This is a genomic window from Cupriavidus sp. 05N38 (assembly GCF_056397345.1).
This window is the reverse complement of record NZ_JBFTNF010000001.1, coordinates 22,453-35,938: the sequence shown is the minus strand read 5'-3', so window position 1 is coordinate 35,938 and position 13,486 is coordinate 22,453. Positions and strand designations below refer to the sequence as shown.

The following is a 13,486-nucleotide window of genomic DNA, read 5'->3' as shown; positions in this document are numbered from 1 at the left end:
ACTGCAACCAGAATGCTGTCGCAAGGGCAGCGATCCCGCCTGCTGCCGCCATCCGACCCACGAGGAGCATCCGGTGAATGCCAAGAGCAGCGTCCAGCGCGAAGACCATGACATGCGGCGCAGCCCCGCGCGGCTGCTGCCGGTGCTCGACGAACTCCGGCGGCAGGTGCGCGAGCGCAGCCGGCTCGCGCGCAAGCTGACGCTCAAGCGCGCAGGGGACGGTACGGAAGACCATGGCCGGCGCCTTGCCGACTTGTTCGATGGCTGGATCGAGCGTGGCGATCCCCGCACGAAGGTGATCTGCTTTGCCTCCGCGACGGAGTTCGGCATGGCCATGCAGCATCACGCTGAACGGTGCCGGGCCGCGGCGCAGGATGAAGGCTCCGAGGCGCTGCGCGCGCTGTTCTGGGCGGCCCTGCGGCGGATCCAGGCGCGGCGCGGCTATGTTCCTGAAATGGGTGCGCGCGCGCCGGTGCCGGCGCCTGCCAGTTCCGCCGCCGGTCCTGTCGCGGACAGGGCGGCGGACAGGGCGGCGGACACGACCGGAGACACCGCGGCGGCGCCGTCCTTGCAGGACCTCTGCCAGCGCTGCGAAAGCCTGCGGCACGATGTGATGTGCGCGGATGGCCATGCTTCGCTGCGCCCGCTCGGCGAGGTCCGCTGGCGCAGTTTCGGCGCGGGTGTGGTCTGCCAGACCCGGGAGCACCAGTGCCGTGCATGCCTCGCGCGCTGGACCCGGCGCTGGAGCGTCTCGGATCCGTTCACGGGCTGGACCATGACCGGGGGCGTCGCCCCGGCGACGCACGACCGAAGCCTCGGGGGCAAGGCGGGCGGCTAGCCGCCAGAGGCGCCGGGCGCGTCCGGCAGGCTGGCGCGGCGATCCGGCGCGGGCCGGTTCAGCCCGTCACCGACTTGCACTCGAGGAACTCGGCCAGGCCTTCGGCACCATACTCGCGGCCGTTGCCGGAGGTCTTGTAGCCGCCGAAGGGCACCGTGATGTCCAGCATGGCGCCGTTGATCCGCACCGAGCCGACCCGCAGGCGCGCGGCCACGCGGCGCGCGCGCTCGGGATTGCCGCTGGCGATATAGCCAGCCAGGCCGAACACGCTGTCGTTGGCGATCGCGATGGCGTCTTCCTCGCCGTCGTACGGGATCATGGCCAGCACGGGCCCGAAGATCTCCTCGCGCGCGATCGCCATATCGTTGCGCACGTCGGCGAAGATGGTCGGCCTGGCAAAGAAGCCGCGCTCCAGTCCTGGCGGGCGGCCTGGGCCGCCGGCCACCAGGCGTGCGCCTTCCTCGATGCCGATGCCGATCATGCGCTGGACCTTCTCGTACTGGCCGCGGTTGGAGATCGGGCCCATCTTCGTGGCCGGATCCGCCGGGTCGCCCACGGTCACCTCGCTGGCGGCGGCAGCGGCGATGGCGACGGCCTCTTCATAGCGCTCGCGCGGCACCAGCATGCGCGTGGGCGCCACGCAGGTCTGGCCGGAGTTGGCCATGCACTGCGCCACGCCGCTGCGCACGGCCGCTTGCAGATCGGCGTCGTCCAGGATCAGCAGGGCGGACTTGCCGCCCAGTTCCTGGGCCACGCGCTTGACCGTGGGCGCGGCGCTGACCGCCACTTCCACGCCGGCGCGCGTCGATCCGGTGATCGATACCATGTCCACGCCCGCATGGGAGGCGAGCGTGGCGCCCACGGTGCGGCCTTCGCCGAAGATCATGTTGAAGACGCCGGGCGGCGTGCCGGCCTCGTGCATGATCTCGGCGAAGATCATCGCATCGAGCGGCGCGATCTCGGACGGCTTGAGCACGACCGTGCAGCCCGCGGCAAGCGCGGGCGCCACCTTGGCGGCGATCTGGTTCAGCGGCCAGTTCCAGGGCGTGATCAGCGCCGCGACGCCGATGGCCTCGCGCCGCACATAGCTCTTGGCATGGCTGGTCTCGAACTCGAAATGGCGCAGCGTCTCCACCGCGGCCTGGAGCTGCGCCAGCCCGATCGGGGCCTGCAGGTTCTTGCACAGCGTGACGGGGGCGCCGATTTCGGCGCGCACGGCCTCGGCGATGTCGTCGAGGCGGGCGCGGTAGCGCTCGATCACGCGTTCGAGCAGGGTGATGCGGTCTTCGCGGCTGGATTCCGACCAGGCCGGGAACGCGGCCCGCGCCGCCGCGACAGCGGCGTCGGCATCCGCCGCGGTGCCCATCGCGAGCTTGCCGAGCGGCGCCTCGGTGGCGGGGTCGATGATGTCCGCCAGCGTGCTGCCGGCCGACGGCGCGACCCACTGGCCATTGATATAGAAAGTGTTCAGCATCTTCACAGGTGTTCTCCTGGTGTTCCGGGTGTTCCGGGTGTTCCGGGTGTGCGGGTGTGCGGGTGGGGCGCGGGGACCGGGGACCGGGGACCGGGGACCGGGGACCGGTTCAGAACGGGCGGTCGCCGACGACGGTGGCCCGCATCATCCGGCGCACCGCCGGGAAATAGTCCTGGACGGCGTAGTGGTGGGTGGCGCGGTTATCCCAGAAGGCGATGGTGTTCGGCTCCCACTTCAGGCGCACCTGGTACTCCGGCGCCGCGGCCTGGCGGTAGAGGTACTGCAGCAGGTCCAGCTCGCCGAGCCGGAAGTCCGAGCCGATGCGAAAGCCGATCAGCTGGCTGTAGTTGGCCAGGTGCGTCACGAACGCTTCGTTGACGTAGAGGATCTTCTCGCCGCTCTCCGGGTGCGTGCGCACCACCGGATGGGTGACCGGGGGGAACTGCTTGCGGATTTCGTCGCGCTTCTCGGGCGCGATGGCGGTGCTGAAGGTGGGCAGGATGTCATGCACGGCCTGCAGCTCTGCGATGCGCGCCTTCACGTCCTCGGGCAGGTTGGCGTAAGCCTGCGCCATATTGACCCAGATGGTGTCGCCGCCGACCTCGGGACACTCCACGCAGCGCAGGACAGAGCCCATCGCCGGGATCTCGCGCCAGGACACGTCGCTGTGATAGATGTTCTCGCGCCCGCGGTTCTCGCCGGACTTGTCGAACAGCACCAGTTCGGGGTGGTCGGGGTGCTGGCGGAACACCGGATGGATCTCCAGCTCGCCGAAGCGCCGGGCGAAGGCGACATGCTGGGCCGGCGTGACGTCCTGGTCGCGGAAGAACAGGACCTTGAACTGCACCAGCGCGCGGCGCAGGGCGAGGTAGGTGTCGTCGTCCAGCGGCTGGCGCAGGTCGATCCCGCCGATCTCCGCGCCGATGCTCGGCGTGGAGCGCTTGACGGTGAAGGGCCAGTTCCCTGCACCGGCCGCCCTGATGGCGTCGGCCTGGATGGCGGGTGCTTCGGGTGCGGTATCGGCAATAGCAGCGTGCATCTCGTGTCTCCTCTTTCTTGGGGCTGCCAGCAGCCACCACAGGCACAGGCTTTCCGGCAGTTGCAAACTGGCTGACGCGATCTTGCGTCAGCCGGATTCCTTGGCGAGTCGCTTCCGGGCGGAAGGCGGGTCAGTCGCGCCGGGCGCTCGGCCGAACACTTGCTGGCAGCGATACTGACATGACCTGTTATAACAGGTCAAGAGGGAAAATGGTGCCCTGTCATGATAGGTATAATGCGGAGAAGGCCGGAGACGGCGGCAACGCCGGCCGCGCCGAAGCGAACGAAACAGGAGGATTCCGCACCTTGACCTCGACTCCACCCCCGAGCCCGAGCCAGCCCAGATTCAGGCAAATCGAAGACGTGCTGCGCCAGCGCATCGTCGACAACGAGCTGGGGCCGGGCGCCAAGCTACCGTCCGAGGCGGAGCTGATGGCGGAGTTCGCCGTCAGCCGTATCACGGTCAGGCAGTCGCTGGCCGGCCTGCATGCCAGCGGCCTGATCGAGAAAGTCAACGGCAAGGGCAGTTTCGTCACCCGTCCGGCGCAGACCTCGGACCTGGGGCCGCTGACCGGCTTCTACGAATCCGCGCGGGCGCGCGGGCGGCTTGCCTACGGAAAGCTGGTGTCGGTGCGCAAGATCAAGGCGCCGGCGTTTGCGGCGCAGGCCCTGGGCCTGGACAGCGCGGACACGCTGCTCTGCGCCACCACGCTGCGGATGTGGGATGACGAGGCCATCGCCCTGTTCATGATCATGGGCGACGAAACGCTGATCCGTGCGTTGGTGAAGGAGGATCTCGAAACCAACGACGTGATGTCGATCTTCGAGAGCCGGCTGGGTTACCGTCTCACCGAGGTGGCTACCGAGAGCGCCGCGATCCCGGCGGCGGGCGATGTGGCGCGCCGGCTCGGGGTCCCCGAAGGGGCGCCGCTGCTGCGGCTGCGATGCACGCCGTACGACATCCGCGGCAATGCGCTTTGCTGCGCGGAATTGCTGTTCCGCGGCGACCGCTATGCCTACAAGGCCAGGGTCAGGCGCTAGCGATTGCCGCGGCGGCGGGTGCCGCATGGCTCATTCGAGCTTGATCTGGCACTCCTTGACGACCTGCGCCCACTGCGGCGCGTCGCGCGACATCATGGCCGCAAGCTCGACCGACGTGCTGCCCACGCCCAGCATGCCGATATCCGCCAGGCGCTTGCCCAGGTCCGCTCCCTGGACCTGCGCGGCGATTTCCCGCGACAGCTTCTGCACGACCGGGGCCGGCGTGCTCGCCGGCACGAACATCGCCATGAAGCCGTTCGGCTCGAAACCCGTGTAGCCGAGTTCGGCGAAGGTGGGCAGCTTGGGCAGGGGCTTGAACCGCTGGGTGCCGGTCAGCGCCAGGAAGCGCAGCTTTGGGCTGGCCAGTTGCGCGTTGGCGGTCGACTGGTCGACGAATGCAACGTCGATCTGGCCGGCCAGGAGGTCGGAGAGCATCGGCGCCGCGCCCTTGTACGGCACGTGGATCAGGTCGATGCCGGCACGCTTGTTGAGCAGCTCCGCGTGCAGGTGCGCGGACGTGCCGTTGCCATAGGAGCCGATCGTCAGMTTGCCCGGGCTCGCCTTGGCCAGCCTGACGAGATCGCCGACGGAGCTGACCGGCAGCTTCGACGAGACCGCCAGCAGGTCGGAGCCGATGGCCAGCAGCGAGACCGGGGCGAAGTCCCTGGCGAAGTTGACCTGTATCGCCGGCATCAGCGCCGGCAGCTGGATCATCGAGGTAAAGCCGAGATACATGGTGTAGCCATCGTGCGGGGCGGACAGCACCGACTGGGCGGCGATGATCCCTGATGCCCCCGGCCGGTTGTCGACCACGACAGGCTGCCCGAGCTTCCTGCCCAGGCCCGCGCCAAGCGCGCGCGCGAGCATGTCGGTGCCGCCACCGGCCGGACCGGGCACCACGATGCGAAGCGGCTTGTCCGGGAAGCCGGCCTGTGCCTGCGCAAGGGCCGGGGCGGCGCCCGCCGCCGGCAGGCAGGCGGCGGCAATGAGGAGGGCAGCGCGCAGCCAGGCCGCGCGGCGAATCGAATCCATGGAAGTCTCCGGTTTTCTTGTGTCCCTGCGTTCGTGTCCTGGCGCTTGCGCCGTGCGCTGGCCGGCTAGGCCCGCAGGTGGCAGCGGCGCGCCCTGCATCTCCTGGTCCTGCAGCTCGCGCCAGGCGATCTTGCCGGTGGCGGAGCGCGGCAGGCGGTCGACGAACTGGACGATGCGCGGGGCCTTGTAGGTCGCCATGTTTGTCCGGCACCAGGCGAGGATGTCCTCCATGCCGACGTCCCGCACCCCGGCCTTCAGCACGATGACCGCCTTCACGGTTTCGCCGCGATGCGCGTCGCGCGCCGCGATCACGCAGGCCTCCTGGATCGCCGGGTGGGTGTGCAGCATGGCTTCCACCTCGGCCGGCCAGACCTTGTAGCCGGAGGCGTTGACCATGCGCTTGAGCCGGTCGCGCATGACAAAATAGCCGGCTTCGTCGACGCTGCCGAGGTCGCCGGTGCGGAAGAATCGCTTGCCGTCGATGGCGATGAAGCTCTGGGCGTCGGCCTCGGGCTTGTGCCAGTAGCCCAGCATCACCTGCGCGCCATGCACCACGATCTCGCCGGTTTCCCCCATGGGCAGCTCGGCCAGCGTCGCGGGGTCGACGATACGGGCATCCACGCCATAGGTGCGCACGCCAAGGTGCCCGGAGCGCGGCGCGTGCAGCGGGTTGGCGAGCAGGAACGAGGCGGTCTCCGTCAGGCCGTAGCCCTCGACGAACTGCAGGCCATAGCGCTCCTTCATCAGCCGCGCCGTGCCCTCCGGCACCGCGGCGCCACCGCCCACCACCACCGCCAGGCTGCGCAGGTCATACGCGCCGAGATCGGGCTGGGCGAAGAACTCGACCAGCATCGGCGGCGGGGCCGCCCAGAAGGACACGCGATGGCGCTCGATCAGCCGGGCCGCCGTCTTGCTGTCCCAGCGCGCCAGCAGCACGATGGTGCCGCCGACGTAGACCGGCCCGTTGATGCCGTTCTGCAGCCCGAGCAGGTGGAACATCGGTGCCACCGCCAGGAAGCTTGATTCCGCGTGGGTGCGGCGCCATAGCTGCGAACCGGCCACGGAGGTCATCACCGTGCGGTTGGTGTGCATGCAGGCCTTGGGCGCGCCGGTGGTGCCGGACGTGTAGGGCAGCATGCACAGGTCGTCCGGGCCGCTCAGGTGTGGCGTGGGCAGGTGGCCGGGGGCAAGCGCGTCCGCCCAGCGCACGGCGCCGCCGAAGGGCGGGGCCTCGGGGCTGCGTGCGCGTAGCCAGTCGGGGATGGCCAGGCCCGCGTCGTCGCCGCACAGCGCATCGCCGTAGGCGTGGACAATCACATGCCTGAGCGAGGTGGTGCCGGCCAGCGGCGCCAGTTGCCCCGCCAGTTCGTGCGCGGCGAACGCCGCCACCGCGCCGCTGTCGGTGACGATGTGCCGCAGTTCGTCCTCCAGCAGCATGGCGTTGACCGGGACCACCACCGCGTCGGCGCGCAGGATGGCGAAATAGGCGGCGATGAGCTGCGGGCAGTTCTGGCTGAACAGCAGCACGCGGTCGCCGCGCTGGATGCGGCAGTTGTGCTGCAGGTAGCCCGCCATGTGCTCGGCCTCGCGCAGCAGGGCGGCGTAGCTCACGCTGGCGCCGTAGAACTGGATGGCCGCCTTGTGCGGAAATCGCTTTGCCGCGATTTCCAGGTTCTGGAACAGGCTGGTGTGCGGTACGTGCAGGCAATCGGGCACGCCATCGCGCGCCAATGCCTTGTCGATGCAGAGCGGGTCGGACGGGCGTTCGGTCACGTCGCGGCTTGCGGGGCGGTCGGTTGCCATCGCTTTGTCTCCTGGAGGGGGTTTCCCTCGTTGTTCCTTGTGTGTTCCTTGTGTGTCCTTGTGTTCCGGGCGTTTGCCCGTGGCGGCGGGCCTCAGAAGGCCATGTCGCCTTCGAGCAGGCGGCGCGCGATGGTGCGGCGCTGGATCTCGGAAGTGCCGTCCGGGATGCGCATGGTGCGCGCGAAGCGGTAGCCTTCTTCGAGGCGCAGTTCGTTGGTCAGGCCCATGCCGCCATGGACCTGGATCGCGCGGTCCATCACGCGGCCCACCATCTCGGTGGACGAGGCCTTGATGATCGAGACTTCCTTGGTGGCGGGCAGGCCCTCGTCCACCAGCCAGGCGCAGTGGCGGATCATTGACTTTGAAGCGTAGATGTCCATGGCGCATTCGGCCAGCATGAACTGGACTGCCTGGTAGTCGGCGATCGGCTGGCCGAAGGTCTTGCGCACCTGTGAATAGGCCACCGCCTGCTCCAGTGCCCACTGGGCGAGGCCCAGGCAGGACGCCGCCATGCTCAGGCGGCCGGCATTCACGCCGTCGAGCGCCACGGACAGGCCGCGGTCGACCGGGCCGAGCCGGTGGCTGTCCGGGACGCGCACGTTGTCCAGCGCGACGATGCCGATGTCCGCGCCGAGGTGCCCCATGGTCGGGATCACGCTGGGCACCGAGAAGCCGGGCGTATCGGTGGGCAGGAAGAAGCCGGTGATGCCGCCGCGGTGGGCGCGCGCCTTTTCCTCGTCGGTGACGGCGAAGACCATGGCGTAGTCGGCATAGGGCGCGTTGGTGATCCACTGCTTGGTGCCGTTGAGGATCCAGCCGTCGCCGTCGCGCACGGCGCGGGTGCGCATGCCGAACACATCGGAGCCGGCGTCCGGCTCGCTCAGGCCGAAGCACATGGTCTTGTCGCCGCTGGCGAGCGCTTCGCGGTACTGGTCCAGGACGGCGGGGTCGAGATGCCTGAGCACCGGCGACAGGCCGTTGGTGAACGGCGAGGGCAGCACCACGGTCTGCACCAGGTGGCGCCCCGGCCCGCAGTGCGCGTTGAGGCGCTCCTGGATATACGCCGCCGCCTGCGCTCCCAGGCCGCCGCCGCCGAGCGATTCGGCGCTCAGCGCGGTATAGAAGCCCAGTTCCGCCGAACGCATCCGCACCTGGCGGCGCAGGGCGAGGATCTCCTGGCAATAGCGGCCGTCTTGCTGGTAGATGGTGCGCTCGCTGGCAAGCAGCGCGCGATGTTCATGTTCGAGCGCCGCTACCTCGCGGTCGATGAACTTGATCAGGGCGTCGCCGAACTCGACCCATTCTCCGGGTATGTGGAAATTCATCTGGTTGTCTCCGTGCGTCGTTGTCTTGGTTGCCGCGCAATGCCTGCGCGGCCTGGTGCAATGCGGTGTCCGCCCGGCACAATCACTGACCGATGCAGACATGCTAATTAATTCGCCGTCAACCGACACCCGCCTGAGACGGGTGGGCGGGCGGCGCCTGGCGCCTTGGCGCGCACATCAGGCGGAGGTTTCAATATCGATCACGGCGTCGGCGGCGAACGCGCCTTGTCCTTGCGGCATGGCGAACACCGGGTTGAGGTCGACCGCCTGCAGCCGCGGGCCGGCGGCCACCGCGAACGCGGACAGCCTGGACAGCGTGCGTGCCAGCGCGGCAATGTCGGCGGGCGGTGTGCCGCGCGCACCCGTCAGCAGCGGCGCCCCGCGAATCGAGCGGATCAGCGCCTGCGCCACGTCTTCGCCGAACGGGCAGCGGTGGAATACCACGTCTTTCAGGACTTCGACGAACACGCCGCCCAGGCCGAACATGGCGATCGGGCCAAAGACGGGGTCGCGCTTGATCCCCATGATGCACTCCACGCCGCCACTGACCTGGCTGGCGACCAGCACGCCCTCGATGCGCGCGTGCGGCGCCGCCTGGCGGGCACGGGCCAGCAAGGTGGCATGGCCGGCGCGCACCGCGTCTTCGTCGCGCACGTTGAGCAGGACGCCACCGATCTCCGACTTGTGCAGGATGTCCGGCGACAGGATCTTCATCACCACGGGAAAGCCGATCTCGCGCGCAGCCAGGACGGCGCCTTCGGCAAGCTCGCAGGCGCGCTCCGGCACGCTGGCGATGCCGGCCGTGGCAAGCAAGGCCTTGGCCTGCGCTTCGGTGGGCGTAGCCGCCGGCAGTGCCACCGGGGCGATGACGGGCGCGGGTGCCGGTGCAGGCGCCGCGAACGCACGGCCGAACCTGCCCATCGCGGCGATCGCCACCACCGCGCGGGTCGGGTCCTCGAAGACGGTGAAGCCGGCTTCCTCGTAGCCGCGCAGGACCTCGTGCGGCCCCAGCAGCACCAGCACATAGAGCCGGTCCGGATGGCGCGCGCGCACCTGCGCGAGCTGCTCCATCAGCCGCGGCGCCACTGCCGGCGTGCTGCCGGCATAGGTAAAGAAGCCCAGTACCGACCGGTAGCCGCCGTCGCCCACCATCGACTCCGTGAACGGCTCGATCAGCGACAGGTCGTTGACGAACTGGGCGGTGGTGTCGACCGGGTTGCGCGGCGAGCAGATCGGCAGCAGGCTGAGCAGCCTGGCCTGCGCCTCGGGCGGCATCTCCGGCATGGGCAGCCCGTGGTCTTCGGCGGCATCGGAGATGATCACGCCGGCGCCGCCGCTTACCGTGATCACGCCCAGTGTGTTGTGTTCCGGGTAGATGCCGCGCGTGGCCAGCCGCACGATGTCGAGCATTTCCTCGGTGGTGCGCGCGCGCACCACGCCCAGCTCCGCCAGCACGGCGTCGACGATGGCATCGTCGCCGGCGATGGAGGCGGTATGCGAGCGCGCCGCCGCGCTGCCAACCTCGCTGCGGCCGACCTTCATCATCACCACCGGCTTGCGGGCAGCGCGCGCGGCCTGCAGCGCCGCGACCAGGCCGTCGCCGTCCCGGATGCCCTCGGAGTAGAGCGCGATCACCCTGGTGTGCGGGTCGTCGACCAGCAGCCGGACCGCGTCGCCCAGCGTCAGGTCGGCTTCGTTGCCGGTCATGACGATGGTGGACAGGCCGATGTCCGCGGCCTGCGCCGCGCACACCAGGTGGCCGCCGTAGGCGCCCGACTGGCTGGCGATGCCCACGCCGCCGCGCCGCATGGTGCCCAGCGTGAGGCTGGAGGCGAAGCTGCCGACAAAGCCGCTGTGGACATTGATCAGTCCCAGCGCGTTGGGCCCGAGCAGACGCATGCCGGTGCGGCGCGCGGCGGCCACCAGCTCCGCTTCCATGACGATGCCCTGGCCGCCGGTTTCGGCAAAGCCTGCGCTGAAGAGGATGGCCGCGCCGACGCCGCGCTCGCCCAGCGCCCTGACCGTGTCCAGCACCTGGCTGGCGGGCACCGCCACGATGGCGACATCCGGCACTTCCGGCAGCTCGGCGATCGAGGCATAGGCCGGCAGGCCCTGTACTTCGCGCCGGTTCGGGTTGACGGGCAGGATGCGCCCGGCGAATTCCAGCTTGCGCATGGCCGCGATCGGCCTGCCGCCGATGCGCGCGGGATCGTCAGATGCGCCGATGATGGCGACGGAGCGCGGATTGAGCAGGCGGAGCAGGGAAGCAGTCGAGTTCATGGATCGGTGTGGTGTCTGGTCGTCGTTGTCGGGGAAGGCAGCATGGGGTCCGGCCGACGGGCCGGTCCGCTGCTCAGGCTGGCGCGAAGGCCGGCACCGGCGCGCCGTCTTCGCTCGGTGCGAATCTGACCTGGACTGCCTGGCCGATGTGCACCGTGTCGAGGTCGCAATCGATGATGTTGGTCATCATCGAGACGCCTTCCTCCAGCGTCACGTAGGCGATGCAGAAGGGCGTGGGGCCGGCGCGGCGGGTGACGCTGAACGCATAGATGGTGCCGCGGCCCGAAGCCTGCTTCCATTGCGTGTCGCCCATGCAGAACGGGCACAGCGTGCGCGGATACCAGTGCGGCTTGCCGCAGGACTTGCAGTGCCGCACCAGCAGGCGGTGCGCGCGCGCGGCCTGCCAAAACTCTGCGTTGTCCGGCAGTTCGGCCGGCGCCTTGAACAGGGCGTGGGTGTAGGGGGTCGTCATCTTATTGCTCTCGTTCCAGGATCAGGGTGGCGCTGCCGTGGCGCGAGCCGAGGTAGCCGCCGGTGCCCTGGGCCAGCGCCAGGCTGCAGTTCTTCACCTGCACGGCGGGATGCGCTTCGCCGCGCAGCTGCCTGACCGCTTCGATTACCTTGGTGATGCCGCCGCGGTTGGCCGGGTGGTTATTGCACAGGCCGCCGCCGTCGGTATTGAAGGGCAGCTTGCCCACGCCGGAGATCAGGTTGCCGTCGGCCACGAACCTGCCGCCTGCGCCCTTCTCGCAGAAGCCCAGGTCTTCGAGTTGCATCAGCACGGTGATGGTGAAGCTGTCGTAGATCGAGGCGTACTGGATGTCCGCCGGGGTTACGCCAGCTTCGGCAAAGGCGATCGGTCCCGAGACGGCTGCGGCCGACCAGCTCAGGTCCACCTCGCCGCCGAGCTGCCCCTTGAGCGCCTCGCCGGCGCCACGGATCTTCACGGCCGGGCGCTTGAGGGTGGCGGCGATCTCGGGGCGCGCCACGATCAGCGCGCCGCCGCCGTCACTCACCACGCAGCAGTCCAGTTTGCGCAGCGGGTCCGAGATCAGCGGCGAGGCCAGCACGTCCTCGACGCTCACCAGTTCGCGCAGCATGGCGTTCGGGTTGTGCTGCGCGTGGTGTGACGCGGCTACCTTGATCCATGCCAGTTGCTCGCTGGTGGTGCCGTACTGGTGCATATGCCGCATGGCCACCATCGCGTACAGGTTCACCGTCAGCGGGTTGAAGTGTGCCTCGAAGGGCAGGTCGGGCGCATCCTTGCCCCAGTTGCGCGCCTGCGTGCCGCTCGAGCCTTCCGAGCGCGGGCGCCCGGCCAGGGTGATCAGCGCGACATTGCACTTGCCGGCCGCGATGGCCTGGGCCGCGTGGGAGACGTGAGCCAGGTAGGCCGAGCCACCGGTATCGGTGGAGTCCACGTGCCGTACCTTGAGGCCAAGGTAGTCGGCCATGTTGACCATGCCTAGGCCGGGCGCGTCGCCGGCGCAGAAGTAGCCGTCGACGTCGCGCAGCGACAGCCCCGCGTCGGCGAGCGCGCCGCGCGCGCATTCGGCGTGGAGTTGCGCCACGGTCTTGTCCGGGGCCTTGCGGGTCGGGTGCTCGTACGCGCCGACGATGTATGCCTTGCCGTTGATGCTCATGCTATTGGTCTCGATGCGTCAGGCCTGGGTGGCCGGTGCCGTTGCATTGGTGGGTCAGATCCGGCCTCAGATCGGATCCCAGTTGATGACATCGGGCGAGCGCTCCAGCTTGAAGAAACTGTTGCGCATGGCCGGCATGGCGATCTCGCCGATGGCTTCGGGTGTCCAGCCTTCGCCCATGTGCACCGAGCGCGTGGGACGGGACTGGCTCATCAGCATCAGTTCGTTGGCGCGCACGGCAAAGACTTGGCCGCTGACCTCGCGCCCGGCATCGCTGGCGAGGAATACCGCCATCGGCGCGATCTTGCCGGGCTCCATGCGCTGCAGCCTGGCCACGCGGGCCTTCTCATCGGGCGTTTCCGCCGGAATGGAGTTGGTCATGCGGCTCCAGGCGAACGGCGCGATGCAGTTGGAGCGCACATTGAAGCGCGCCATGTCCAGCGCGATCGACTTGGACAGCGCGACGATGCCGAGCTTGGCCGCAGCGTAGTTGGCCTGGCCGAGGTTGCCGATCAGCCCCGAGGTGGAGGTCATGTGCACGTAGGCGCCGCTCTCCTGGTCCTTGAAGTGGTTGGCGGCGGCACGGCTGATAAAGAACGTGCCGTGCAGGTGCACGTCGATGACCGAGCGCCATTCTTCCTCGTTCATCTTGAAGAACATGCGGTCGCGCAGGTTGCCGGCGTTGTTGACGACGGCATCGATGCGGCCGAAATGGTCCAGCGCGCACTGGACCACGGCATGGGCGCCTTGCCAGGTGGATACGCTGTCGGTGTTGGCCACGGCCTCGCCGCCGGCGGCGCGGATCTCTTCGGCAACGCGCTGCGCGGGGCCGGCATCGCCGCCGTCGCCGGACATCGTCACGCCCAGGTCGTTCACCACCACCCGGGCCCCCGCCGCGGCCATCGCCAGCGCGACGCCGCGCCCGATCCCGCCGCCCGCGCCGGTCACCAGCGCCACCTTGCCTTGCATCAATCCGCTCATTGTTTCGCTCCTCTGATTTGATCGTCCGAAT

At 69.2% G+C, this 13,486-nt stretch carries 10 protein-coding genes and 1 pseudogene; 2 read left to right on the top strand and 9 right to left on the bottom strand.

The window, feature by feature from the left end:
* Positions 1–73 precede the first annotated feature (73 nt).
* Positions 74–838, top strand: a complete 765-nt coding sequence (locus tag AC1DK4_RS00155; RefSeq protein ID WP_441614823.1) for a hypothetical protein — start codon at positions 74–76, stop codon at positions 836–838.
* A gap of 58 nt (positions 839–896) precedes the next feature.
* Here AC1DK4_RS00155 and AC1DK4_RS00150 read toward each other — a convergent pair whose 3' ends face one another.
* Positions 897–2,318, bottom strand: coding sequence for an aldehyde dehydrogenase family protein (locus tag AC1DK4_RS00150; RefSeq protein ID WP_441614821.1), 1,422 nt, complete (start codon positions 2,316–2,318; stop codon positions 897–899).
* A 103-nt stretch (positions 2,319–2,421) separates the two neighbouring features.
* Positions 2,422–3,351, bottom strand: a complete 930-nt coding sequence (locus tag AC1DK4_RS00145; RefSeq protein WP_441614819.1) for a TauD/TfdA dioxygenase family protein — start codon at positions 3,349–3,351, stop codon at positions 2,422–2,424.
* A 305-nt stretch (positions 3,352–3,656) separates the two neighbouring features.
* On the opposite strand from AC1DK4_RS00145, the gene AC1DK4_RS00140 reads away from it, so the two are divergent.
* Positions 3,657–4,391 carry a GntR family transcriptional regulator gene (locus AC1DK4_RS00140; RefSeq protein WP_441614817.1) on the top strand — a complete coding sequence of 245 codons (735 nt, stop codon included), beginning with the start codon at positions 3,657–3,659 and terminating at the stop codon, positions 4,389–4,391.
* A 30-nt stretch (positions 4,392–4,421) separates the two neighbouring features.
* Here AC1DK4_RS00140 and AC1DK4_RS00135 read toward each other — a convergent pair whose 3' ends face one another.
* The 7 genes and pseudogenes from AC1DK4_RS00135 to AC1DK4_RS00105 form a co-directional block, all read right to left on the bottom strand.
* Positions 4,422–5,258 carry a tripartite tricarboxylate transporter substrate-binding protein gene (locus tag AC1DK4_RS00135; RefSeq protein WP_477131371.1) on the bottom strand — a complete coding sequence of 279 codons (837 nt, stop codon included), beginning with the start codon at positions 5,256–5,258 and terminating at the stop codon, positions 4,422–4,424.
* A gap of 258 nt (positions 5,259–5,516) precedes the next feature.
* Positions 5,517–7,226 (bottom strand): annotated as a pseudogene (locus AC1DK4_RS00130) (long-chain fatty acid--CoA ligase); the annotation flags it as partial.
* 92 nt (positions 7,227–7,318) lie between these two features.
* A complete protein-coding gene (locus AC1DK4_RS00125) occupies positions 7,319–8,551 on the bottom strand; it encodes an acyl-CoA dehydrogenase family protein (RefSeq protein ID WP_441614812.1) in 1,233 nt (410 codons plus the stop codon).
* Between the two features lie 177 nt (positions 8,552–8,728).
* Positions 8,729–10,831 (bottom strand): acetate--CoA ligase family protein, encoded by a 2,103-nt coding sequence (locus AC1DK4_RS00120; protein ID WP_441649670.1) that lies wholly within the window; start codon positions 10,829–10,831, stop codon positions 8,729–8,731.
* Between the two features lie 73 nt (positions 10,832–10,904).
* On the bottom strand, positions 10,905–11,303 hold the full coding sequence (locus AC1DK4_RS00115; RefSeq protein WP_441614809.1) for a Zn-ribbon domain-containing OB-fold protein: 399 nt from the start codon (positions 11,301–11,303) through the stop codon (positions 10,905–10,907).
* 1 nt (position 11,304) lies between these two features.
* Positions 11,305–12,474, bottom strand: a complete 1,170-nt coding sequence (locus AC1DK4_RS00110; protein WP_441614807.1) for a thiolase domain-containing protein — start codon at positions 12,472–12,474, stop codon at positions 11,305–11,307.
* Positions 12,475–12,540: 66 nt separating this feature from the next.
* On the bottom strand, positions 12,541–13,455 hold the full coding sequence (locus tag AC1DK4_RS00105; protein WP_441614805.1) for an SDR family NAD(P)-dependent oxidoreductase: 915 nt from the start codon (positions 13,453–13,455) through the stop codon (positions 12,541–12,543).
* Positions 13,456–13,486 lie beyond the last annotated feature (31 nt).

Coding starts and splice junctions, on each gene's coding strand:
- AC1DK4_RS00145 (WP_441614819.1), bottom strand. CDS start 3,351: ATGCACGCTGCTATTGCCGATACCGCACCCGAAGCACCCGCCATCCAG.
- AC1DK4_RS00125 (WP_441614812.1), bottom strand. CDS start 8,551: ATGAATTTCCACATACCCGGAGAATGGGTCGAGTTCGGCGACGCCCTG.
- AC1DK4_RS00120 (WP_441649670.1), bottom strand. CDS start 10,831: ATGAACTCGACTGCTTCCCTGCTCCGCCTGCTCAATCCGCGCTCCGTC.
- AC1DK4_RS00115 (WP_441614809.1), bottom strand. CDS start 11,303: ATGACGACCCCCTACACCCACGCCCTGTTCAAGGCGCCGGCCGAACTG.
- AC1DK4_RS00110 (WP_441614807.1), bottom strand. CDS start 12,474: ATGAGCATCAACGGCAAGGCATACATCGTCGGCGCGTACGAGCACCCG.
- AC1DK4_RS00105 (WP_441614805.1), bottom strand. CDS start 13,455: ATGAGCGGATTGATGCAAGGCAAGGTGGCGCTGGTGACCGGCGCGGGC.